Below are 23,678 nucleotides of genomic sequence, written 5' to 3'. Positions count from 1 at the left end.
AAACTGCATTTATTGTACCATAACGAGCGATATGAAAAAAGGACAGGCGTTTGCCTGTCCTCAGCTTGTTGACAAATAACATGTTCGAACTCGTCCTTCCGGCGCTCACGCTTTCCGCAGGCAATCCCGGAGCCGCATCGCGACTCAAGTCGCTGCTGGGTCTCCGTCGGATTGCTTTCCTGCAGGAGTCGGGGCGCCGTCGGGCGAGCAACGCAAACGGTCGTCATCTGGCGGCCATTTGTCTTTTTCTAAGGCCCCGACGGCCGAAGAAAAAGCTCGGTACTTACTTCGAATCGATGTATTAGGGGAAAGGGAAAACGCCGAGCCCACCCGTCATCGATCCCGAGATCATCCTCCTCGGGCCGCTGTTCAACATCCGTTCCGTTTGTCAGACCGTGAAGGATGGATTGTGTCGACTTGTTGATCATCAAATCCGCCCCCTGTGTGTTCTTCTCACACCATTATATTTGGGATGAAGGACAACAGGTGACCAAGAACGGGCAGGCGAGACTCCTGAGGGAATAGCAAGCAAAGGGAGACCCAGCAGTGACGCAGTCGCGATGCGGCTCCCTGCTTGCCCCTAGGAAAGCGAGCCGTGTCCGGATTGGGCATAAAAAAGACATTATACCTATACTTTGTCTACAGTCTGAGGACAGGCGTTTGCCTGTCCTGAAGCGATTATCGTGCGAGCATACGTTCAAGTGCACGTTTCGACCACTCTGTCGTCTCAGCATCGACGCGAATGACGTTCACAGGGTCCGTTTCGAGCGATTCGAGCGCCCAGAGGAGATGTTGCAAGTCGATTCGGTTCATCGTCAGACACGGACACATGAACGGGTTCAACGAGACGATATCGAGATGCGGGTACGTCGCCGCCAATCGGTTCACGAGGTTCATCTCCGTCCCGACCGCCCATTTTGTCCCGGGTTCACTCGCATCAATCTTGTCGATGATATATGACGTCGATCCTGCCTCGTCGGCTGCCTGCACGACATCAAACGTGCATTCCGGATGGACGATGATGCGACGATCCGGTTCGCGCTCACGGAACGCTTGAATTTGCGAGACGGTGAACTTCTCATGGACAGAACAATGGCCTTTCCAAAGAATGACCCGAATCTGTTCGAGGTCTCCTTCTGCCACCAGTTCTTCGCGGAGCGGATCCCAGACGGCCATCGCCTCGAGCGGGATGCCAAGGTCATACGCCGTATTGCGTCCGAGATGCTGGTCGGGAAGGAACAAAATCCGCTCTCCCGCTTCTAGTGCCCAACGGACGATCTCATGTGCGTTCGACGATGTGACGGTCGCCCCGCCATGACGTCCGACGAAAGCCTTGATGGCCGCCGTCGAATTGACGTATGTAATCGGGATGATTCCTTCCCCGAACTGCTCCGTCAATTCTTCCCACGCAATCTCTGTCTGATCGATATCAGCCATGTCTGCCATGGAGCAACCGGCCCGCATATCAGGTAAGACGACAATCTGATCGTCGCGTGTCAACATGTCTGCTGTCTCCGCCATGAAATGCACGCCACAGAAGACGATGAATTCCGCTTCGCTCATCTGTTCTGCGAGCCGCGCGAGCTGGAGCGAATCTCCTGTCGCGTCCGCGAATTGGACGACCTCGTCTTTTTGATAATGATGCGCCGGTAAGAAGAGACGTGTCCCGAGCCGGTCCTTGACCGCTTGAATCCGCGTCTCCATTTCCTCCACTGACAGATTAGCGTACGTCGGTGGGAGTGTTCCGAGTAGTTGCATGTTTCATTCCTCCTTGTAAATTCATACTGCAGTCGAGCGCCCGTACCGAGTGGGTCAACTGACCGAGTGAGATGACATCGATGCGAATCCCTCGATAGTCGGCAATCGTGTCGAGCGTGATGCCGCCAGACACTTCGATGGTGATATGGTCCGGAATATGCGGGACCCATTCTCGTAGTTCATCCGGCGTTCGATTATCGAGCATTACAATATCCGGATTCGCTTGAACGGCTTCTAAGAGCTGAGCGAACGATTCGACCTCGACTTCAATCGGAGTCGTATGACCGACTCTCGAACGTGCGACGTGAATGGCTTCTGTCACACCGCCGAGTGCGACGATATGGTTGTCTTTGATCATGACGGCATCGTCGAGGCGGAGTCGATGGTTGTAGCCGCCACCGATACGAACGGCATACTTCTCAAGCATGCGGAGTCCCGGTGTCGTTTTCCGCGTATCCGTGACGTGAATCGAGTCGTCATCGAGCGCATCGACACATTGACGTGTCATCGTCGCAATCCCACTCACACGCTGAATCACATTCAATAAGACACGTTCCGTCTCTAACAGGACACGAGTCTTTCCTTTCAAGACGATCAGTTCATCGCCAGGGGCAATCCGACTCCCGTCATCTTGGCAATCCACCAATTCGAGTTGTTGCATTCTAGCAAGTTCTTGAACGATCGGCTTCCCGCAGAAGACGCCTTCCTCTTTTGCAATGATGGTCGCGACTGACTCGTCCTGTTCATCGATCAGTTCACTTGATAGATCGCCATATCCGATATCCTCAATCAGAAACTGTCGTAGCTGTTCGCGTAGATAAATCGTGTTCATCGTACCTCTCCATTTCGAGGATGCTTTGCGCGATGAGGCGCGCCGCATCAAGTTGTAAAGTTTGTTCACTTAATTGTCTTGTCACGTGTTTCGTCAAGGTCAACGTTTGGGTATTTTGTAAGAAACATTTCATTTCGTCGTGATTTGGTGAAATCGTCAACCATTTGCCGATTTGTTGGCGGAGCGAACGGAACGTGTCAGGTGAGATGTCATACGCCATCACATCGCTCGTTGCAAAGCCTCTGTCCTTCACTTGAATCGCCTCGGCGACACGTTTTCCGAACACCCAGCATTCCAAGAGTGAATTCGAGGCGAGTCGATTCGTACCATGTATACCCGCTTCCGCCACTTCTCCGACGGCATACAAACCGTCGACGTCCGTTCGACCCACGTCATCCACTTCAATTCCGCCCATATGAAAATGGAGCCCTGGGCGAACGGGGATTTTGCGAAGGTCGATTCCTAACTTGTCACATGTCATTGCGAGTTTCGGGAACCGTTCACGTAATTGCTTCACGCCCGACGTATCGAGAAAGATGGGTCCAACTCGATCTGTCAGGACACGGGCTACCACGTCTCGAGGGGCGAGACTCCCAAGTGGGTGATGCGCCATCACATCGTTTCCGTATGTATCGACGAGCTTCGCACCGGCACCACGGAGCGCCTCGGTGACGAGATGAGGTTCCTCGGCGGCCAACAAGGTCGGGTGAAATTGGATCCGCTGTAAGTTCGTCAGTTTGGCCCCGCATCGATTTGCCAAGACGAGACCGTCACCGGTCACCGTCTGAGCGTTCGAGGTCCAATCGACAAGTCCACCGATTCCGCCGGTCGCGAGAACGACGGCACCTGCCTCGATGTGTAGCAATTTTTCTTTCTGAAACGCCATCGCACCGACGACTCGTCCTTCCTTCATCACAAGGTCATGGACGAGGACGTGTTCGAGTATGTTCACGTTGTCCGGTAAAGACTGACGCAAGTGCCGCATGACATGTCGACCGGTCTCGTCGCCCCCGGCATGAAAGATGCGATGCAACCGATGAGCCCCTTCCCGTCCGAGGGCATACCCGTCCTCGTCACGATCGAAGCGGACACCGAACCGTTCTATCTCTTCAATCGCTCGACGTCCTTCTTCAACGAGAATGTCGACGCGTTCTGAGCACGATGTCTGATTCGAAGCAAGCATCGTGTCTTCTTTATGTGCCTCACTCGTCTCCTCGAGATACGAGCTCGCAATTCCCCCCTGTGCCAAATCGGAGTTCGTCGACGTCGCCTCCCCTTTGGAGACGAGGAGGACAGACAAAGAGGATGGCACATGTAGCGCCGTCGTGACGGCGGCAAGTCCTGTTCCAATAATCAAAATGTCGGTTTTCTCTATCTGTAAAGACACTTGTATATCACCTGTTTTTCATATGTAATGTTGACTTGTAAACTAGTTTCGCATAATTTTGTGTAGAAGACAACATGAGAAAAGGGGAGTCCATGATGAACCGCTACTTCGACTACGCCGCTACACATCCTATGACACATGCAGCATTAGACCATTACGTGGCTATGGCCAAAAACGTTTATGGGAACCCATCATCACTCCACGCGCACGGATATATGGCTGAAGATTATTTGACAGAGGCACGGCGACTACTTAAACAAGCATTAGGACTCGATGTCTTACGTGGTAAGTTATTATTTACTGGAAGTGGTTCTGAAAGTAATTACATCGCGCTGACGAGCTTACGGAAACGCATGAAAGGAAAAGAAGTCATCACGTCCTGGCACGAACATGATTCGGTCGCCCTCCTGCTTGAAGAATGGGAACGCGAAGGGGTCATCGTCCATCGATTGAAACTGAAAGACGGAAAGTTTGATCTAGAGACGTTCACGCACTTACTCGACCTTGACATCGGGCTCGTCACACTCCAACACGTCAATTCTGATACAGGATGGGTGTTACCGCTCCATCACATCCAATGTCTCCTAAAATATAAAAAGATTCTCTTTCACGTGGACGGGGTACAGGCACTCGGGAAAATCCCCATCTCCGTTGAAGGAATCGACGCTTACTCGTTCAGCGCTCATAAGGTCGGTGGACCAAAAGGGATCGGAGCCCTCTATATGGAACGCTTGATTCCCCCACCTTACTACCCGGGTCATCACCAATACGGGATTCGTCCAGGTACGATCGACGTTCCAGGAATTAGCGCCTTCGTCAAAGCGCTCGGGGAACGTCAGGATCAATTGACACGTTTTCAGAGAAATTTCATGGCGTTTCGTGCTATCTTGAAAGAGAAGACGTCAGCGTATGTCCATTGGCTCGAGTTTGACGAACAAAGTCCCGCTATCTTTTCCTTCGTATCCCATCAACGCGACGGACAATGGTGGATGACCGAGCTCGACGATCTCGGGTTCCAAGTATCCGCCGGGTCAGCATGTCGCGCCGGTCAGAACGGACCGAACCGCATGCTCGAAGCACTCGGATATGAGACGAGCGCCTGCCACGGACTCGTCCGCATTTCCTTCGGCGCACAAACGACCGTCGAAGACACATCGGCCCTCGCCGATGCCATCGTCACTTTAGCAAGGAGAGTCGAACATCATGAACAAACGTTTAGCCGGTGAAGAACGCCGTCGCACTTTACTTCAACTGATCGAATCGAGCAATGAACCGATTACTGGATCTGAACTGGCAAGGCATGTATCCGTCAGTCGCCAAGTCATCGTCCAAGATTTGTCGCTCTTAAAAGCGAAAGGTCACCAAATCGTCGCCACCGCTCGTGGTTACGTTTATTTGCACGGCGACTTCACCCCGTCTACTTATTCAAAAAAGGTGGCTTGCCGCCATACGGCAGAAGAGATGGAGGCAGAGATGAACGCCATCGTCGATGAAGGGGTCACCATCAAAGACGTCATCATCGATCATCCTGTTTACGGATCCATCACAGGGCAGCTCATGGTGAAGAGTCGGCGTGACGTCCGCGCCTTCCTCGAGCGGGTCAAGGCACACGGGGCCTCACCGCTCTCGCAATTGACCGGAGGATTACATGTCCATACACTTGAAGCCGATCATCAGGAAGCGATTGATGCCGCGGTGAAAGAGCTTGACCGACTTGGTATTCTCGTATCCGAATTAGATTGAAGAGATGTCACGAATATGTGACATCTCTTCTTTTTCTTTTCAGTCATGTCCGTTATACTGATGGATGGAACAAGTTTCCTGCAATCACTTTGAAAGGAGGTCTCGTCATGAACGTCCTCGAGCACATGCTTGCCGTATGTGGTGTTTTCAGCATTCCTCTCGGCATCTTCATCCAATTCATCCCGAACGAACTCGTTCTCGCATATGGCGGCTTTCTCGTCGATTCGCATGACGCGTCTTTCTTCTTGACGTTCCTACTGGCGTGGGTTTCCTTCACGCTCAGTCAGATCGGTCTTTACTGGATCGGTCGATATGGCGGGCGTCCCGTCGCCTTGAGACTGTATCGTTATTTTCGGATTCGGCAAGACAAACAACTGCGGGCCGAACGCTGGTTTGAGAAATACGGGGCATGGATCGTCTGCCTCAGCCTGTTCTGGCGCCAGCTTTTCGCGGTCAGTGCCGGCGTGATGCGCCTGTCCTTCCGAAAGTTCTTGTCGGTAACGACCTTCATTTTCGCCGTCTGGTCGTTCATCTTCATTCATGTCGGAATGATGCTCGGCAACAACTGGCGTATGATCGGCCACTTCATGGACGACATCCTGCCCTTCCTGGCGCTAGCCATCGGAATTTTCCTCGTCGTCCGTCATCTTCGTCAGCAACCAAAACATGTGAAAGAATCAGCGTAACTTGCGCTGATTCTTTTTTTGTCAGAAAGGGAAACGCTCACATCTGTCGAATAAGAATCATGTAAGCGAATCGCGGTCACACAAACAAGACACCGCACAACGAAAAAGGAGGAATCACCATGTTCCATCGCCGTAAAACGTATACGATTCGACCTGAACGTCTGCAAGAATTTACCGACTTCTTCCATACATACATCTATCCGATTCAAGCGTCCCATGGCGCCCGACTCGTCGGACGCTGGGTGACCGAAGACAAGTCGGAGGTCATGGCACTATGGGAGTACCGAGACCGTGAACACTATGAACAAGTCGAACGGGATTACCGCGGCAGTACGTTACGACGGGACGCCATGAAACAGCGGGCCCGCCTCGGAAAAGACCTGTATATCAAGTCGAGCGAAGAGTTCATGATGCCGACCGGTCACTATACGCCACCACGTGCGATCGTCTGTGTGACAGCGTATATCACGAATGAAGCGGGTGAGGTCCTCCTCGTCAAAAACATGCATCGAAACGACTCCTTCGAAATGCCCGGCGGACAGGTGGAAGAGCATGAGTCACTCGTCGACGCCATCCACCGTGAAGTGGACGAAGAGACAGGCGTGAAAATCGAGGTGGAAGGCATCACGGGAATCTATCAAAACGTGTCGTCCCGCGTCCTCTGCGTCACGTTCCGTGCGAAATATGTATCCGGTGACCTCAGACCACAAGCCGGGGAAACGCAGGAAGTCGGATTCTACAAAGTCGACTCGCGTAACGTCGGTGACTATATCAAACGGGAGCACTTCCAGATGCGCTTCCTCGATGCGATCGATCCTGTGTATATGCCATACGCCATCTATAAAGTACGTCCATACGAATTGATTGAGCGCATCGAACGCCAATCGGTGTAACGCAAAAAGGGATGATCCGCTATGAGCGAATCATCCCTTTTCTTTATGCTTCTTCTTGTAGATCTTCTTGCTGTGATTGTCCAGTCTCCACTAACAGTTTCCGGACACGGCGTTTTTCCACGTGGAGAACGGTGAACGTCATGTCTTGATACGTGACTTGTGCACCTTTCTCCGGAATGTCGCCGAGTAATTCAACGAACCAACCGCCCATCGTGTTGGAATCGACATCTGGTTCCGCAATCCCCATCTCTTCCGCGAATTCATCGACGTTCATGTCAGCCATACACTCGTAGACCCCTTCACGGAGACGTCGGAGATAGACGACGGATTCGTCGTGCTCATCCCAGATGTCGCCGACGAGTTCTTCAAGCATGTCTTCTAACGTGATGAGACCCGCCGTACCCCCGAATTCATCGAGGACGACAGCCATGTGAGATTGTTTCTGCTGGAGAATCGGAAGTAGTTCAATCAATTTCGTCTGTGGTGACACGTACGTGAGCGGTCGAATGAGCGAACGGACATCCGTCACTTCATCCTTCATCATCGAACGTAAGAAGTCACGTTCTGACAAGACGCCGATGACGTTGTCGATCGAGTCTTTGTAGACCGGTAAACGTGAATGTCCACCACTGAAAATCGTGTCTTTGATTTCATCGAGCGAATCGTCGATGTCGACAGCCAAAATATCGATTCGCGGCGTCAAGACGTCATCGACGGTAATATCGTTGAAGGCGAAGGCGCTATGGACGAGCTCAGCTTCCGTCTCACCAAGCACACCTTCCTCTTCCCCCATATCGACGAGTACTTTCAACTCTTCTTCCGTGACTGACGGCTCCTTGTCTTTCATCCCGATCATCCGAAGCGTCAACTTCTTCAAACCGGTGAAGATCATCGTCACCGGTTTGAGGATTTTGACGAGGAAGACAAGGATCCCGCTGATGAGAAGCGAGTACTTCTCCGCAAACTCCTTGGCGAGCGACTTCGGTAAAATCTCACCGAAGATCAAAATGATGACCGTCGTCGCGAACGTCGACACGAGAAGTCCCGTACCGCCACTGAAAATTGACGTGGCAATCGCGGTCGATACCGTCGCCGAACCGATGTTGACGATGTTGTTCCCGACGAGGATCGTCGAGAGCGTATCGTCAAAGCGGTCGACGAGACTGAGGACGCGTTTGGCGGCTTTGTCGCCATCTTCTGCCATTCGAATCATCCGAACACGGTTTACACTCGAAAGCGCCGTTTCTGCTGATGAGAAAAACGCTGACAACATGACGAGAACTACATATAGAATTAAACTTGACGAGGGCACAGGGTCCACGTTAGCTTCACACTCCGTTTCTTCTTAACAAATAATTTTTTCTTACTCCACAAACTCGAATTCGAAGTCGAGAATTGCAACGACGCTGCCGTCTTCGGCACCGAGCTTACGAAGATCATCATCGACGCCCATCTGACGCATTTGACGAGCGAATCGTTTGATTGACTCATCATGGTCAAAGTTCGTCATCTTGAAGAGCTTCTCGATGCGAGGGCCCGTGATGACGAAGCGATCGTATTCATCGATGTGGATCTGATAACCTTTCTCTTCCTTCTCATAACGATACACGACACGAGGCGTCGCTGTCTTCTCTTCAAGCTCATCGAGTGGGAATTCAGGTGTCGTATCGACAAAGTTCGCCACTTCGATCAACAAGTTACGAAGACCATCTTGTGCGAGGGCAGAGATTGGGAAGACTTTGACATCGTCTCCTACCTTCTTCTTGAACTCTTCAAGATGTTCCTCTGCGTCCGGCATATCCATTTTGTTTGCGACGACGACTTGTGGACGTTCGAGAAGTCGTAGGTTGTACGACTCAAGCTCACGGTTGATCGTCGTGTAGTCTTCGAACGGGTCGCGTCCTTCCATTCCACTCATATCGATCATGTGAACAATAACTTTCGTCCGTTCGATATGACGAAGGAATTGGTGACCGAGACCGACACCTTGGCTAGCCCCTTCGATGAGACCTGGAAGGTCGGCCATGACGAAGCTACGGTCGTCCGCTGTCTTGACGACACCGAGGTTTGGTGTGATCGTCGTGAAGTGGTACGCCCCGATTTTCGGACGTGCCGAAGAAACGACCGACAGTAGTGTTGATTTCCCGACAGACGGGAAACCGACGAGTCCGACGTCTGCGAGGAGTTTCAATTCAAGACGCAATTCGCGCTCTTGACCTGGTTCACCGTTCTCCGCGATTTCTGGAGCTGGGTTGGCTGGTGTCGCGAAACGACAGTTCCCACGTCCACCACGTCCACCTTTAGCGATCGTCGCTTGTTGTCCGTGCTCCGTCAAGTCGGCGATGACTGTATCCGTCTCTGCGTCGAATACGATTGTGCCAGGTGGGACTTTGACGATGAGCGGCTTCGCTTTACGTCCGTGCATCCCTTTTGACATTCCTTTTTCGCCATCATGGGCGATAAATTTCTTCGAATAACGGAAATCAACGAGTGTGCGCAATCCTTCTTCTACTTCGAAGACGACGTCTCCACCGTGACCACCGTCACCACCTGCAGGTCCACCATCTGGGACATACTTTTCGCGACGGAAGGCAACCATCCCTTTTCCGCCGTCTCCAGCTTTTACAAAAATATTAACCTGATCGACAAACATTTATTTCCCCTCCTTTATGTGAAACGTAGTCATCTCTACGTTCTGTTCGTACACATCGGCTGACGTGAACACGTCTTCCGGGACATTTCCCGTGACGCGAACCATCAGTCCGTCCGTGAACGTCACATGAATCGGCCCGTCCGTGTCTTTCAACAAGCGGACAAGCATCTCTGCCACTCGCGCATCATCGATGACGAGTTGGTCGGTCGAAATCGTATACGTCATCCGTCCTTCCCAATTCGCTTGAATCACGACAAGGCTTGTCTGTGGCACGTTCAAACGAACGAGCGCACTCTCCTCGTCGGCCTGTTTCCGATAGCGTTCGTAAAGTTCCTCGAGCTTAGTCGGATCGAGTGCCGCATAGAGCGAGATCAATTGAAGCCGATTCATCCATTCGTGACGGACGGTCGATAAAAGCTCGAGTGTCTGTTCTGAATCCATTTGATCCTCTCCTAGAAAAAAAGACTCTAACCAAAAAAGTGGCTAGAGTCTTCTGCGTCGTTCAACTTACGCGACTGGGTAAACGCTCACTTGTTTCTTGTCGCGACCAAGACGCTCATAGCGTACTACGCCGTCAACTTTCGCAAACAAAGTGTCGTCGCCACCACGGCCAACGTTTTCACCTGGGTGAATCTTTGTACCGCGTTGGCGGTAAAGGATTGATCCAGCTGAAACTGTTTGTCCGTCAGCGCGTTTTGCACCGAGACGTTTCGAAATTGAGTCACGACCGTTTTTAGTCGAACCAACTCCCTTTTTCGAAGCGAAGAACTGAAGGTTCAATTGTAACATGAGGTCCACCTCCTATTGTTCAATTTGGATATATTCACCGTAGCTTTGGGCGACCGTGTCTAACTGCACGAGCATCCCTTCTAATAACAGTTGGGTGCGTTCCATATCCTGCGGTGATAAGTCAGGATACGTCTCGACATAAAAGTAACCACCCTCTGTTTGATCTGCCATTTCTACAAGAAGCGATTGACCCGCAAGCGTTTCGACGGCGTTATAGGCACCAAATATGATGGCTGAAACACCGGCGCACACCAAGTCAGAACCAGGTTCTGCAAAATTGGCATGACCAGTCACTTCGACGGAGCGAATCGAGTTCGCCTCGTCTCGTCTTACCTTGACCCGAATCATAGCTTACGCTTCGATTTTCTCGATGCGAACTTTCGTGTAAGGCTGACGGTGACCTTGCTTACGACGGTAGTTTTTCTTAGCTTTCATTTTGAAGACAGTGATCTTCTTAGCGCGGCCGTGTTTTACCACAGTACCGACAACTTTAGCGCCTTCTACGAGTGGAGCGCCGACTTTAACATCGTCACCACCAACGAAAAGAACCTCACCGAATTCTACAGTACCTTCGACATCAGCATCGAGTTTTTCGATGTAGATCTCTTGACCTGCTTCAACTTTGATTTGCTTACCACCAGTTTTGATGATTGCGTACATATACGTGCACCTCCTTGTTAAACTCAGACTCGCCATCCTGGGCAGGGCAAATACCTTTAAAACCCGTTCTGTGCGGTTATAGCCATTTGGGTGCTTCCAAACGAACTAACGTTATAGATAATACCACTCTCAATTATTCATTGTCAACGGCGAGATAAGAAATTCTGACATTCTGCGGACGTCCCGTAAAAGGCGAACTCTGGCTCTCCTTCGACGAGGTGTACGTCGATGTCAAATTCATGCCAGGAAGCGGCATGCCACTTTTTCGGTAGTGCGAGCACGACCGCCTCGTATTGCCCGCTAAGGTCAAGGAGTGCGCGTTCAAACTGCGAGAAGACAGCCAGTTTCGATGGCTTGCCTCCATATGTCATCCGGTCTTGGATCGAGCGTCCGGTCCGTTCCCGTGACAATTCGAATAAGCCCATCCGTGTGAATCCGTACACTTCGACGCGTCGCGGGTCACGTGCCCCGAGCTCTTTCATTTTCTTGAGAAGTCGGGTCTGGCCTTCTTTCGATCCGCGTAAAAAGTCGATGACGATCATGCCGCCGATGTTACGTAAGCGCATCTGTTCCATGATCGTATAGAGCGCCGCTTCATTGATTGTATCGGCTGCGCGTCCTTTATCTTTGACGGCGACGTTCTTCCCACTGTTGACGTCGATGACAGTCATCGTCTCGACTTGTTCGATCAAGACGAACGCCCCGCCATCTAACCAAACGGCACGACTCTCGAGCTTTTCAATCGCCTCGTCAAGACGTTTCGCCTCTGGGATTCGCCCTTTCCCGATGTGACGTTTCACGGGAACGTCCAAGCGTTCAACGCGAGCTTGTCCTTCTTTGTCGTTTAAGAGGACCGATTCGACCGCATGACGCCGTACGAAATGTTCACAAAGTAGTTCGTCTTGCCCGTACCGTTGTTCGATCACAGCTTTCGCACGGTCGCGGAGCAGGTCGAGTTCTTCCTGTAAGGCGTCTGGTGCCACTTGTCCGGCCTCCGTTCGAAACAGGACCCCTTCCTCTTCTGTAAGGGCAACCGACTTCGAGAGGCGGTCCTGCGTGACGAGGTCGAGCTTGCGACTGAACAGTTTCCGACGACCGTACGGGAAGTAGACGAGGTAACGTCCACCGAACCGAATGTTTTCGGTCACTTTATGATGCTTGCCGTTGATGCCTTCTTTCGTCACTTGCACGAGTCGTTTTTCCCCGACGACCGCCGCTTGTCCGATGGCCGGCACGTCCGGATACGAGGTCAGTGCGCGAAGCGTCTCCGCAATCGGTAAAAAGAACGTCGTCTCCCCGTCCGTCAAAAATGCCGCGCCGAGTGACGGGTGGATCCGTTCAATCGCAGCCTCGACGATTGTACCGACCGATAATTGGTCGACGAAGCGTTCTTCGACCTCGAGTAACCGTTCTCCGTCCACGAGCATCGCCCGTTCAATGGAAGGTGTTCGTTCGTAGATTAACTTCATGTGCACCTCTCCTTTCGACAGAAAAAGGCAACTTTCGTTGCCTTTACGCTTTTTTCATTCCAAATTTCATCATGAGTCGTGCCCAGAAGCCGACCGGCGCCGTCTCTGTCTGAATCGACATGAGCGGGACCGATTCGCCGAGGATGCGACGCGTGATGTTGCGGTACGCTTGTCCGGCATTGTTGTCCGGGTTCATCGTGACCGGCACCCCGCGGTTCGCAGCGGCAATGACTTCCTCATCATCGATGACGACGCCAAGGAGGTCGATCGACAAGATGCGCATGATGTCATCGATATCGAGCATATCGCCCGATTCGACGAGGTGATTTTTCACCCGGTTGACGACGAGCTTCGGTGCTTCGATGTGACTCGCTTGCTCGAGCATCCCGATGATGCGGTCCGCGTCTTGAACGGCCGCCTTCTCAGGTGTCGTGACGACAATCGCCTCGTCCGCTCCAGCGATCGCGTTCATGAACCCTTGCTCGATCCCAGCAGGACAGTCAATCAAGACGAAATCATATTCCGTCTTCAGTTGGTCGACAATCTCTTTCACTTGCTCAGGATTGACCGACGTCTTGTCTTTCGACTGTGCGGCCGGAAGTAAGTACATCTCTTCGAACCGTTTGTCGCGAACGAGCGCCTGATTCAACTTACATTGTCCCGTGATGACATCGACGAGGTTATAAATGCTCCGGTTGTCGAGTCCGAGAATGATATCGAGGTTACGTAACCCGATATCCGTATCGACGAGACAGACCGAGTGTCCAGACAAGGCGAGCCCCGTCCCGATGTTGGCGGTCGTCGTCGTTTTTCCGACGCCCCCTTTTCCTGATGTCACGACGATGGCTCTGCCGTTTTTCACTTCTTTTTCTGTATGTACAGGCTCCACTACTTGCTCCATTCCACTCACCCTCTCTGTAATTCCATTGCATATGCGTCTTTCAGACCGGTCATGACGTGGCGGAGACGTGTCATCTCGATCCCGTCATTCGTCTGATACGCACAACCCATCTCAATCTCAGGAAGTTCTTCCTCATCGTCGGACGTGAGAACATGTTCGCCGATTGCCAAAAACTTCGGATGGAGGAGGCTCGCGGTAATGACCGCTTCTTCCCATCCTTCGACACCCGCACGCACATTTCCTCGTATCGTGCCCAAACAATAAATACTTCCTGTCGCCCGAACCTCAGAACCGGGGTTGATGTCCCCAATCACAAGCACCGAGCCATCAAACGCGAGGACCTGTCCACTGCGAATCGTCCCGCTATGATAGTGGAACGTCTTTCTGCCGTACGTCGCTTTCGCTTCTTCCGTCAACATGACATTGCTCGACAAGTCTTCAATATAAAAAACGCCATGACGAGCGACGACCTCACGAATTTGACGTGTCAGCTCCTCGTCAAGATAACGAGTACCCGCGTGCAACTTCAGGGCAATCTTACCGGACGGCGGCTCCATTTCTTGTAATGTCGCTTCAAAGTCCGTAAGCACCTCGTCGATGCCACTCTTCGGATTGAAGTGAATGGCAATTCCGTTGCGATGTCCTTTAATCGTAATGTGTCGTTTACGCTCCATCATGGCTACCCTCTTTTCACAACAGGTCGGATCGTCACATACCGCATCATCGGATAATAAAGAATCACGATGGCGATGGCATTGACGAGCACGGTCCCTGGAATCTGTTCAATCAATAGTGTTTGAATCGTCATCAACGTCCCACCGATTGCTGCCATGATCCCGTATATCGCAACTGTGAATACGACAATCATGAACGTGAAGGTGATGGTGACGGAGAAGAAGTTCTCACCTATATATTTTAACACGAAGCTGGCTAAGAGAGGAATGAGTGAAAAAGTAAATACATAAATTCCGAGCAAGTCGGTGTAGACGATATCATACAGCAACCCGAATACAAGACCGAACCCGAGCGCCGTCTCCCATCGACCATACAGACTGACGAACATCAGCCCGATTAGCGTTAATAAAAGATACGGCGTGGCATAGTGCCACGAGAAAATCGATGCCCATGTTCCTTCAATAAGAAAAAGGAGGAACAGGGCGATGAACACTTTCATGTTACTCACCCGCTGCTCCTCCTTCCTCGGGACCCGTTAGAAACGGTTCGTCTAGTGTCCGATCAATCACGTACATTTGTGAGAACTCATTAAAGTCGGCCTCCGGTTTGATCCGGGCGACTTGAGAGACGCCATATTCGTCCGTCTCGATCGACTCGATCGTACCGATGACGAGTCCGGCCGGGTAACGTCCCCCGAGTCCAGAGGTCGATACAATTTCTCCTTCTTTCAGCTTGACGCTATTCGATACTTTCGTGAAGAACAACTCGTTCGTCTCCGTATCGAAGCCGTCAATCGTCCCATACGTCGCTTTGCCGTCAGCATCTTTGACGACAGCCGAGACGTTGTTCGTCCGGTTGTTGTCGCTGAGCAGTTGCACTTGTGACGTATAGGCGCTCGTTTGAATGACACGACCGACCATCCCGCTCGCCGCGGTCACGGCCATGCCCTTCTCAACGCCGCTTTCAGAACCGACGTTGATGGTGACGTAGCGTTGCCAATCGTTCGGTGTCCGACCGATGACCTCCGCAGGAATGAGGTCAAAGTCGCGTAACGACTCGTCTTTCGCTTCGACCATTTTCCGAAGCTCCTCATTCTCACGGCGCAAATCATCTGCCTCAACCGATACCTCGGCATACTTCGCCAAATGTTCTTTCAGTTGACGGTTCTCTTCGTAGATGTCGCGGACGTCCGAGATGGATGAGACGGTCGAGTCCATCCATCCGATTGGTACCGCGAACACTCGCTGGAACGTGCCGACCACATCACGCGTGACGTCTTGGTACCAGGCTGATTCCGATCGTCCTCGAATCGAAACCCCTAAAATGACGAAAAACAAGATCAGTACAATTAGCGTGATGATGAGCTTTTTATTACGTACGAATCGGCTCATCGTGTCTCACCTCTCATCGACGTGACGAGATGCCTGATTTCGAACGGAGGACGTCCATCATTTCAAGAGATTTTCCTGTACCGACTGCTACACAGTCGAGTGGCTCATCCGCAACGAGTGTCGGGATGTGCGTCTCGTCTGAGATGACGTCGTCCAAGTTTTTGAGGAGCGCGCCGCCGCCAGTCAAGACGATTCCACGGTCCATCACATCAGCTGCGAGTTCTGGTGGTGTTTGTTCAAGCGTCTGCTTGACACCTGCCAAGATCGCTTCGACTGTATCGGAGAGTGCTTCGCACACTTCTGTAGACGACACTTCGATTTGTTTCGGAAGTCCTGTCACGAGATCGCGACCACGGATTTCCATCTTCTCTGCCTCGTTCGATGCGTCGATGCGCGCCGAACCGACTTCCATCTTGAGCGTCTCGGCCGTACGTTCCCCAATCATGAGGTTGTACTTGTTTTTGATGTAACGAATAATGGCGTCATCCATTTCGTCACCACCGACACGAATCGATTGGCTTGTCACGATGCCGCCGAGTGAGATCACTGCGACTTCGGTCGTACCGCCACCGATATCCACGACCATCGAGCCAGTCGGTTCCCAAACCGGGAGACCTGCGCCGATTGCTGCCGCGAATGGCTCTTCGATTGTATAAGCTTCACGAGCGCCTGCTTGTTTCGCAGCGTCTTCAACAGCGCGTTTTTCAACAGACGTGATGCCACTTGGCACACAAATCATGACGTTCGTCTTCGATGAGAACAAACCGCCTTTTGATTTTTGAGCTTGCTCCATGAAGTATTTGATCATCGTTGCTGTCGTTTCAAAGTCAGCGATAACGCCGTCTTTCATCGGACGACGAGCAGAGACGTTCCCTGGTGTACGTCCAATCATATCTTTGGCCTGGTTACCGACGGCCTCAATTCTACCTGTATCTGTACGGAACGCCACAACGGACGGTTCACGAACAACAATTCCTTGACCCTTTACGTAAACGAGCGTGTTAGCCGTTCCAAGGTCGATTCCGATTTCTCGGTTAAAACTACGAAACATAGGTGTTGCTCCTCTCTTCGTTACACTATTTTTTATTATAACGGAAAAATCATGTTTGAAAACGTTCATTCGATTACAGGTTATTTACAATAACCGCATCTCAGTCCTGTCTCACCGTCTACTAGTTTGCCTTCTTTTGAGGAAAAAGGCAAATCAAAAAAGCAGACGCGAGTGGGCGTCTGCCTAAGAGAGAACGGTTACAAACCAGGTTGGAGCGGAAGTAGTAACATCGCGCCGTAAAAGAAGACTGAGAAGATCAGGACCGGTCGAAAGAAGCGGGACGGCTTTAAGCGCGTCGCTCCGGCTAAAAAGCTCGTCGTCGTCATGACGAATATGTAGATCCCAACGTACATGAGAAGTAAGCGGACGAGTACAGTCCAGATGCCGAGTTGGTCGAATTCATTGAAAGAGACTACCACCAGACCAAGATAGCCGATGAGTGATAGAACACCTACTCCGACACCGACGATTGGTGAGACACGGTCGAGCCAGTGGTCCTCGTCGAACCGAAGGAATAGTGCCGTACTCACGAATAAAAATAAGACGAATAGGACGAGCGAGAAGATGGTTGTGTCTAGATGGACGTAGCTCACGAGGAGCGAGACGCCGAGCATTAACAACCAGATGATTTTTTCCATGTTGAACACCTCACCTGATATCTTACCAAAGTCTCTGATTCAATTGGAGGAAATTGTATATTTTTTATCCTTCTTCATAATCTCTTTAATAAACCCAAAAGGATTATGATAAAGAAAATTAGGCATACGAGTGATTCTATTTAATGAAATAAGCGCAATTTAATATCACCCATCACGAGGTGGTATTTTGATCTTTTGGCTATTACATCACCACTAGATTTTAAATTCAAAACATAAGAATCGCAGTAAAAATAACAAGATATGCAATCAGTACTGATAGATTTGAAAATTAAAATGTAATTAAAAGTATTAGTTATCTTTCATCGAGATGTATTTTCATTATCCAAATATTAAAAAAAATGTAATTTATAAGATGTATGAATGTTATTATAATTACATATTTTAAAAATTGGAGGGGATTTCATGAAAAAAAAGAAACTATTCGTACCCGCTCTATTAACCGGCCTTTTGACGTCACCACTAATTTCGCCAGATTCCATCAATGCTCAGTCAAGCACTAATAATTCAAATCAAGTAGATATCAGTGTTATTAAAAATGTAGTATCAAACTTCAGTTATAGTGAAGATTTACTTCCTGATGTAGAAATCACTGAATTAAATAATTTTGATAAAATTTATGACTTTAGTGATAACCAAATCGGGTATTCGTTTAATCTCATTGATGGCGATAAACAATATTACATTGTTGCTTCAAGCAATTTAGAACTCGATCCAATTTTAAGTTTTGGAGAAGGCGAGTTCGCTAATAGCGACAGTAAGGAAGAAAAAATTTATTACAACGGTGGTTTTACAGTTAAAACCGAATCTGAACTAAACGAAGAAGTCCTTGTAGACACTTTGAATAATGAAACTGATTCTCAAGATAACACAGTCAATAAGATTAAAATCAAAGAAAAGCATGGTAGCTATTTTAATTATGATATTAAAAACAAAAAGAATTGGGATACATATAAACATAAAAATAAAAATGCATCTACTAAAAACACTGAATCAGGAAGCTTGACTACCCTGTATACACCGAGCAACTACTCTACAATCTATGCAGATCGTTATTACCAGAACACTTCCGGAGTATACAATAATGGTGATAGTGCTTGTGGTCCAACTACAGGAGCAATGTTTGCTGAATATTTAAAAACTAAAAAGGGATATAAGATTGATGGACTAGCGGAACATTATAACTCTGTTTCATTCTTTATCAATAGCATGTACCGTCAGATGAATACATCCATTGCTGGTACCCTCCCCTCTGCTTTCGCTGCGGGCTTGCACACACACTTAGAACATAGGTACCCATTTGCTGACGCTTGGAAAGTACCTACAATATCAGCTTATGGTAATTTCCCTATATACAAAGAAGAGATTGGTTATTGGAAATTTCCTGTGGCTCTTTATTTTGAAAAACAATGGGGCACTCAATACGCTGCATTTAACTATCATTATGTTCTTGGAGTATCATATTCATCTAATTCAGATGGAATGTATTTTGGCGTCAAAGATCCTGATGGTAGTACTAGCAGCACAAAATACTATAAATGGACAGATAACAACCAATATATGACTATGATTAAGGCTGATTTTATCCTATAATCCATTTTGTACATAGTTTACAAATTTAATTTAAGAGGGAAATTTATGATAAAAAAATGGTTTTTCGCCTTATGTCGTATCACCATTGTTTCACTCTCCTTTTTTATAGGAAATCTATCTACGGTGCACCCGGTGCAGATTTCCGGGAATGGTAACCCTGCTTTATTGTTTATTCCTATACTCTTATTCCTTGCACTGTTCATCGTGAATGATTGGATCAAGATGCTAAAATATCTCAACCCTAAATCAATTTCATTAATTGTACTGTTGTTCATTATTGCGATTGCTTTATCTATCGGATATAATCTGCAAGTTGATGAATTTTATGAACGTAAAGATTATGTACAACAGGTGGTCCTTGAGCGGGAAAACGGAATGTCTGATCCTCTTTATCTTAAAAGGGTAACAGGTATTAAATCTACGTATATGAGCAACCAGCTTTTTAACTTTAACACGCTTATAATGTACTTTCTCCTGACAATATCCATTGCAATCATTTATATTTTATGGACTAGACGTGAGGTTGCCACTTCAAGTAGACATTCTTAAATACATCATTTTAATTAAAAGCCTTATCGAAGTTAGAAATTAAACTTTGATAGGGTTTTTATAAAGGTGAAATTTCCCTATCGGCCGAACTAACTCAAGTGGAAGGTTCGTTACCCACACGACATTTTGGATTTTCTAGAGAAGCATCATTGCCAATTCTGTTCAGCTACAAAAGTGTATGACAACTCGACTGCAATGAGCAGTATGTTCATCACAAAGGTTGGCTTTATAAATATCAAATCCTGTTTAAATCATCTTAATTAAAGGTGAAACGAGAAACGAACTACAAATGTCCACAAACAAAAAAGCAGACATCACGATGCCTGCTCCCCACTTCTCACCCATTCATATATCCCCGCTGCTTCATGCTGACATAATGGTCTTCCCCGATGATGACGTGATCGAGACAGGCGATGCCGACGATATTACCCGCTTCAACCAACCGTTCGGACACCTCGATGTCTTCCCGACTCGGGGTCGCGTCCCCACTCGGATGATTGTGCACAGCAATAAAGCACGCCGCCGATAACTTGAGCGCTTCTCGGAACACGTCACGCGGATGCACGATTGACGAATTAAGCCCACCGACGAAAAGCGTCTTTCGGGTAATCAGTTGATTTTTCGTGTTGAGGTATAGACAGACGAAATGCTCCTGATTTAATAACCTCAACTCATCCCGCAACAACTCATACGCATCTTGCGGCGAACGAATCGTCGGCATACTCGCTTTCGGTTCCTCGACGTATCGAATCCCAATCGTGAATGCGGCCAGGAGTTGCTCTGCCTTCTTTTTCGTCATCCCTTCGATTTTGCACAAGTCATGGACGGATGCCTGTGACAGCGCCCGTAACGTCGGATACACGTCCGAGATACGGCGTGCCGTCTCCATCGGGTCCGGTCCCCGTCCTCCAATTTGAAGCAATCTCGCGATGGCGGTCTCTACACTACGGTCAATCACCATGGTCATTCCTTCACCTACTTTCAAGGCATTCACAGGAAGCGAGGTGTCACCCCATGCCGGTCGAGCGTCTTGACGAGCGGATGAATCGGTAAGCCGACGACGTTATAAAAATCACCTTCGATTTTCTCAACGAAAAGTCCACCCGACCCTTGGATGCCATATGCTCCCGCCTTGTCGTATGGTTCTGAGGAATCAAGGTAATCTTCCATCCAACTCTCTGGAATCACATCGAATGTCACATGCGTCGTCGTGACGAACAAGTCCTGCGTCGCACCGATGATACTCACGCCCGTGAGCACTTCATGGGTCGAGCCGGACAAGCGTTCGAGCATCCGCTTCGCATCCTCACGGTCCGCCGGCTTCTCCAAGATGACGCCGTCTAAGACGACGACCGTATCCGCACCAATCACGATAGCATCTCGCTGATCCCGTGCCACATCCATCGCTTTCTCACGGGCGAGACGGGCAACGTAATCGCTCGGGGACTCCTTGCCGTCCGTTCCTTCCATCACGTTCGATGGGATGACCTCATGCTTGATTCCCGCTTTACGCAATAACTCCGTACGTCGTGGTGACATCGAGGCGAGAATGACACGCTTCTGTGTTGAATTCATTATATCGACTCCTTCTCTTCTTCTGAAACGGGCTTCCTTGCCGTTTCACACTTCTCTGTTGATTGTAGGCAACGCGCGTCGTAAATACAATCACTCGGGTCGAAAAAAACGCCCCTTCATTTTTTTGAAGGGACGTGTCGATTCATGGTGTCGTATAGTCGTAAACCGGGATATCCTTCTGTTCGAAAGCTGGTTCCGGGATGTAACGATCTGGAACGAGTTGATCGAGGTCCGGGCGATAGAAAGCATCTAGCTCGACCGTAAAATCAAGCGCCTGTACTTCTTCGACTGTATTCGGTCCTGTCTCGGCTGGTCCCGTGAATTGAATCGTTCGCAACACATGGATGCGGTTCATCGACTCAATCGATTCCAAGAACGAGACGAGGGCATCATACGTTTCGGCTTGAAGGGTCACGGTCGAACGAATTGTCGAGGCGTTGACCGGTGCGACGTCTGTCGGTTCAGCCGGTTCATTCGTCTCACTGACGTCAGCCGGATTGAACGGCTCGACTGTTTCAGGTACCTCAGACTCAGCTACTAGCCCATCGGCGAACGCGATACTTGTGACATCGACGCCAGCTAATAAGCTTGCCTGTGACAATGCCTCGACGACCGTATCGAGTGCAGGTGCCGTCGGAACGCGTGTCTGTAGCGTTTGTGAGTCTGCCACGTCAACGGCTTTCCCTTCCTGACGCAACAGTTCTAGCTTCGTCCGTTCGAGCGAGAGGTCACGTTCGAGCGCCTCGACTTCTCCTTGTTTGATGAAGTACGTATAGCCGAAGTAAGCCGGTGCTACGATGGCTGCGAGCAGGCAAATCGCAAATAACGCATAAATTGTCGAACGTTTCATTGACTCACCACCTCCGCATCTGCTTCCTCTTCTTCAGTCAATTCTTCCTCCACGTCTTGGAACATGAACGTGAACTCTCCGATATAGCGTGGAAGCGGGTCTTCTTCGAATGAATTTTCCTCTTCTTCCTCTTCTGCCGCCTTCAATTCGGTCGTCACGCCGAGAAGCTTCACGTCAAGGAAGCGTTCATCGGTCATGAGCGAACGTTGGAAGGCGTTCAAATCCTCGAGCGTTTCAAATTGTGTCCGTACGCTCATAATCGAGCCGTCCGCGTAGTTATACGTCAACACGTAACCCGTCGGAGGCAATTGTTCAGTCAACGCCCGTAGTGCCGGCACCGCATCTTTCTCCATGTTCGTCAACGCTGTCACGGTCTGGTCGAGCGAGAGCACTTGTTGTGCTTTCGAGTTCACCTGTTCGGTTTGATAGATCTCGACAAGTTGGAGTTCCTCTTCAATACGTGCTTGTTCTGCTTCCAATTGCCCCACCTCGTAGTACAGATAACCGGCCGCGCCTCCTCCGAGGAGAAGTGCGACGAGTCCCGTCACGATTGGCCAACGGAGCGTCACATCGGTCGAGTTGATAAAGTTCGTATCCTGGTCCCGTTGAAGCGTCGCCATCCCGAGTAAAGGAAGCATCTGATGCGATAGCGGTGTCCCATGTGCAATCGCGAGCGGTTGTTCGACCCGTGTGACGGAGACGAGGGACTCGGATTGAATCATGTGAACAAGATCGTCTACTTCAGGAACCGTTCCCGAGACGTATAAGTGGTCAATCGCTCGACCATCCGTCCGTAGCGAGTAACGATAGAAATCAAGGAAACGGGCGAGTTCGTTCAACCAGTCATCCATCTGGTTCACTTTCATTTCATCCGTTCCGTTGTATGTATACGTCACGACGCCGTCTTTCGTTCCGACTTGGTACGGAAGGTCTGACTCGATCGAACGAATGAAGCGTATCTGTCCTTCTTCTAACACCAACAATTGATGCGAGAATGGTGTGACATGCCAAATGAGCGTCGACTGGAGCGAATCGATGTCTGATAAGCGCATGACGCCGTTCGCGACCGCGACCGAGCGTGGCGTAATTTTCTTCAACGCGAGACCACGTTTTTTCATGTACGAGCGGAGCGACTTCGTCAGTTCAATCGATACAGCATGAAGCATGACGTCCGTCTTGACCCCGTCTTCGCCTAACACTTCATAATCGAACGACACATCGTCGAACGGTAAGATGATGGAACTGCCAATTTCCATGAACAAATAGCCACGGATCTCATCCTTCGGAATCGTAGAAGGAATCTCGACTTTCCGTGACAACACTTCCGTCTCATCCAATGCGACCGCACACGTCATACCACGACGGACTTTTAACTTGCGACAGAGTTCTTCGAAGGCGAGACTGAACGCCGTCTCATCAAGAATCTTCCCTTCGCCATACGCATCTTTCGCTAACTGAACCGAGGCGCTTCGTTTGAACACACCTTGCTTGATGACGGCACCGTGGATGCTGAGTGCATCAAACGAAAAATAGGTGACCGTCCCTTTCTCTATCCCACGACTCATGA

The 23,678-nt window shown here is 49.8% G+C and carries 26 protein-coding genes and 1 other annotated feature; of the genes, 6 read left to right on the top strand and 20 right to left on the bottom strand.

Annotated elements, in window-relative coordinates; genetic code table 11:
- Window positions 1-678: 678 nt before the first annotated feature.
- The 3 genes from nadA to LCM29_RS01325 are packed head-to-tail and all read right to left on the bottom strand — an operon-like array spanning window position 679 to window position 3,977.
- Entirely contained in the window at window positions 679-1,758 is a 1,080-nt protein-coding gene (gene nadA / locus LCM29_RS01335) for a quinolinate synthase NadA (RefSeq protein ID WP_224860466.1), read from the bottom strand.
- A complete protein-coding gene (gene nadC / locus LCM29_RS01330) occupies window positions 1,721-2,590 on the bottom strand; it encodes a carboxylating nicotinate-nucleotide diphosphorylase (RefSeq protein WP_224860464.1) in 870 nt (289 codons plus the stop codon). Before nadC ends, nadA begins: the two co-directional genes overlap by 38 nt.
- Complete coding sequence (locus LCM29_RS01325) at window positions 2,544-3,977, bottom strand: L-aspartate oxidase (RefSeq protein ID WP_224860462.1); 1,434 nt, start codon at window positions 3,975-3,977, stop codon at window positions 2,544-2,546. The genes nadC and LCM29_RS01325 overlap by 47 nt, the downstream gene beginning before the upstream one ends.
- A gap of 95 nt (window positions 3,978-4,072) precedes the next feature.
- On the opposite strand from LCM29_RS01325, the gene LCM29_RS01320 reads away from it, so the two are divergent.
- The 4 genes from LCM29_RS01320 to LCM29_RS01305 all read left to right on the top strand — a co-directional run bounded on the left by LCM29_RS01320 (window position 4,073) and on the right by LCM29_RS01305 (window position 7,299).
- The gene (locus LCM29_RS01320; RefSeq protein ID WP_224860460.1) at window positions 4,073-5,203 is read left to right on the top strand and encodes a cysteine desulfurase family protein; all 1,131 of its coding nucleotides are present in this window, start codon (window positions 4,073-4,075) and stop codon (window positions 5,201-5,203) included.
- The gene (locus tag LCM29_RS01315; RefSeq protein WP_214695354.1) at window positions 5,181-5,720 is read left to right on the top strand and encodes a transcription repressor NadR; all 540 of its coding nucleotides are present in this window, start codon (window positions 5,181-5,183) and stop codon (window positions 5,718-5,720) included. Before LCM29_RS01320 ends, LCM29_RS01315 begins: the two co-directional genes overlap by 23 nt.
- A gap of 107 nt (window positions 5,721-5,827) precedes the next feature.
- Entirely contained in the window at window positions 5,828-6,406 is a 579-nt protein-coding gene (locus LCM29_RS01310; protein WP_224860458.1) for a DedA family protein, read from the top strand.
- A gap of 119 nt (window positions 6,407-6,525) precedes the next feature.
- The gene (locus LCM29_RS01305) at window positions 6,526-7,299 is read left to right on the top strand and encodes an NUDIX domain-containing protein (protein ID WP_214695345.1); all 774 of its coding nucleotides are present in this window, start codon (window positions 6,526-6,528) and stop codon (window positions 7,297-7,299) included.
- A 43-nt stretch (window positions 7,300-7,342) separates the two neighbouring features.
- Here LCM29_RS01305 and LCM29_RS01300 read toward each other — a convergent pair whose 3' ends face one another.
- From LCM29_RS01300 to LCM29_RS01240, 13 genes are all read right to left on the bottom strand, one after another.
- Window positions 7,343-8,611, bottom strand: a complete 1,269-nt coding sequence (locus LCM29_RS01300) for a hemolysin family protein (RefSeq protein WP_318247825.1) — start codon at window positions 8,609-8,611, stop codon at window positions 7,343-7,345.
- 51 nt (window positions 8,612-8,662) lie between these two features.
- The gene (obgE, locus tag LCM29_RS01295; RefSeq protein ID WP_074035227.1) at window positions 8,663-9,952 is read right to left on the bottom strand and encodes a GTPase ObgE; all 1,290 of its coding nucleotides are present in this window, start codon (window positions 9,950-9,952) and stop codon (window positions 8,663-8,665) included.
- Window positions 9,953-10,393, bottom strand: a complete 441-nt coding sequence (locus LCM29_RS01290; protein WP_224860454.1) for a Spo0B domain-containing protein — start codon at window positions 10,391-10,393, stop codon at window positions 9,953-9,955. It abuts the gene before it with no gap.
- 66 nt (window positions 10,394-10,459) lie between these two features.
- Window positions 10,460-10,741 carry a 50S ribosomal protein L27 gene (gene rpmA, locus LCM29_RS01285; protein WP_015881155.1) on the bottom strand — a complete coding sequence of 94 codons (282 nt, stop codon included), beginning with the start codon at window positions 10,739-10,741 and terminating at the stop codon, window positions 10,460-10,462.
- A gap of 12 nt (window positions 10,742-10,753) precedes the next feature.
- Window positions 10,754-11,089 (bottom strand): ribosomal-processing cysteine protease Prp, encoded by a 336-nt coding sequence (locus tag LCM29_RS01280; RefSeq protein WP_074035231.1) that lies wholly within the window; start codon window positions 11,087-11,089, stop codon window positions 10,754-10,756.
- A gap of 3 nt (window positions 11,090-11,092) precedes the next feature.
- Window positions 11,093-11,401, bottom strand: a complete 309-nt coding sequence (gene rplU / locus LCM29_RS01275; protein ID WP_015881153.1) for a 50S ribosomal protein L21 — start codon at window positions 11,399-11,401, stop codon at window positions 11,093-11,095.
- Window positions 11,402-11,416: 15 nt separating this feature from the next.
- Window positions 11,417-11,489, bottom strand: a sequence feature (ribosomal protein L21 leader region).
- Window positions 11,490-11,544: 55 nt separating this feature from the next.
- Window positions 11,545-12,870 (bottom strand): ribonuclease E/G, encoded by a 1,326-nt coding sequence (locus tag LCM29_RS01270; protein WP_224860452.1) that lies wholly within the window; start codon window positions 12,868-12,870, stop codon window positions 11,545-11,547.
- A 43-nt stretch (window positions 12,871-12,913) separates the two neighbouring features.
- Complete coding sequence (gene minD / locus LCM29_RS01265) at window positions 12,914-13,771, bottom strand: septum site-determining protein MinD (protein ID WP_214695335.1); 858 nt, start codon at window positions 13,769-13,771, stop codon at window positions 12,914-12,916.
- 5 nt (window positions 13,772-13,776) lie between these two features.
- Window positions 13,777-14,445 (bottom strand): septum site-determining protein MinC, encoded by a 669-nt coding sequence (locus tag LCM29_RS01260; protein ID WP_224860450.1) that lies wholly within the window; start codon window positions 14,443-14,445, stop codon window positions 13,777-13,779.
- A gap of 5 nt (window positions 14,446-14,450) precedes the next feature.
- The gene (gene mreD, locus LCM29_RS01255; protein WP_083600174.1) at window positions 14,451-14,945 is read right to left on the bottom strand and encodes a rod shape-determining protein MreD; all 495 of its coding nucleotides are present in this window, start codon (window positions 14,943-14,945) and stop codon (window positions 14,451-14,453) included.
- A 1-nt stretch (window position 14,946) separates the two neighbouring features.
- Window positions 14,947-15,837, bottom strand: a complete 891-nt coding sequence (mreC, locus tag LCM29_RS01250; RefSeq protein WP_074035245.1) for a rod shape-determining protein MreC — start codon at window positions 15,835-15,837, stop codon at window positions 14,947-14,949.
- A 13-nt stretch (window positions 15,838-15,850) separates the two neighbouring features.
- On the bottom strand, window positions 15,851-16,888 hold the full coding sequence (locus LCM29_RS01245) for a rod shape-determining protein (RefSeq protein ID WP_214695333.1): 1,038 nt from the start codon (window positions 16,886-16,888) through the stop codon (window positions 15,851-15,853).
- A gap of 197 nt (window positions 16,889-17,085) precedes the next feature.
- Complete coding sequence (locus LCM29_RS01240) at window positions 17,086-17,526, bottom strand: hypothetical protein (RefSeq protein ID WP_224860448.1); 441 nt, start codon at window positions 17,524-17,526, stop codon at window positions 17,086-17,088.
- Between the two features lie 423 nt (window positions 17,527-17,949).
- Here LCM29_RS01240 and LCM29_RS01235 point away from each other — a divergent pair, with 423 nt between their 5' ends.
- Together LCM29_RS01235 and LCM29_RS01230 are read left to right on the top strand one after the other, a co-directional pair.
- Window positions 17,950-19,137, top strand: a complete 1,188-nt coding sequence (locus LCM29_RS01235; protein ID WP_224860446.1) for a hypothetical protein — start codon at window positions 17,950-17,952, stop codon at window positions 19,135-19,137.
- Window positions 19,138-19,182: 45 nt separating this feature from the next.
- A complete protein-coding gene (locus LCM29_RS01230; RefSeq protein WP_224860444.1) occupies window positions 19,183-19,686 on the top strand; it encodes a hypothetical protein in 504 nt (167 codons plus the stop codon).
- Between the two features lie 337 nt (window positions 19,687-20,023).
- Here LCM29_RS01230 and radC read toward each other — a convergent pair whose 3' ends face one another.
- The 4 genes from radC to pilM form a co-directional block, all read right to left on the bottom strand.
- The gene (radC, locus tag LCM29_RS01225; RefSeq protein ID WP_224860442.1) at window positions 20,024-20,653 is read right to left on the bottom strand and encodes a RadC family protein; all 630 of its coding nucleotides are present in this window, start codon (window positions 20,651-20,653) and stop codon (window positions 20,024-20,026) included.
- Window positions 20,654-20,676: 23 nt separating this feature from the next.
- Window positions 20,677-21,261, bottom strand: a complete 585-nt coding sequence (locus LCM29_RS01220) for a Maf family protein (protein ID WP_224860440.1) — start codon at window positions 21,259-21,261, stop codon at window positions 20,677-20,679.
- Between the two features lie 142 nt (window positions 21,262-21,403).
- Window positions 21,404-22,111, bottom strand: a complete 708-nt coding sequence (locus LCM29_RS01215; RefSeq protein WP_224860438.1) for a hypothetical protein — start codon at window positions 22,109-22,111, stop codon at window positions 21,404-21,406.
- The gene (gene pilM / locus LCM29_RS01210; RefSeq protein WP_224860436.1) at window positions 22,108-23,676 is read right to left on the bottom strand and encodes a pilus assembly protein PilM; all 1,569 of its coding nucleotides are present in this window, start codon (window positions 23,674-23,676) and stop codon (window positions 22,108-22,110) included. The genes LCM29_RS01215 and pilM overlap by 4 nt, the downstream gene beginning before the upstream one ends.
- Window positions 23,677-23,678: the final 2 nt, after the last annotated feature.

The organism is Exiguobacterium aestuarii (genome assembly GCF_020171655.1).
In the GTDB taxonomy this organism is placed as follows: Bacteria; Bacillota; Bacilli; order Exiguobacteriales; family Exiguobacteriaceae; genus Exiguobacterium; species Exiguobacterium aestuarii_A.
This window is presented reverse-complemented; position numbering and strand designations above follow the sequence as displayed.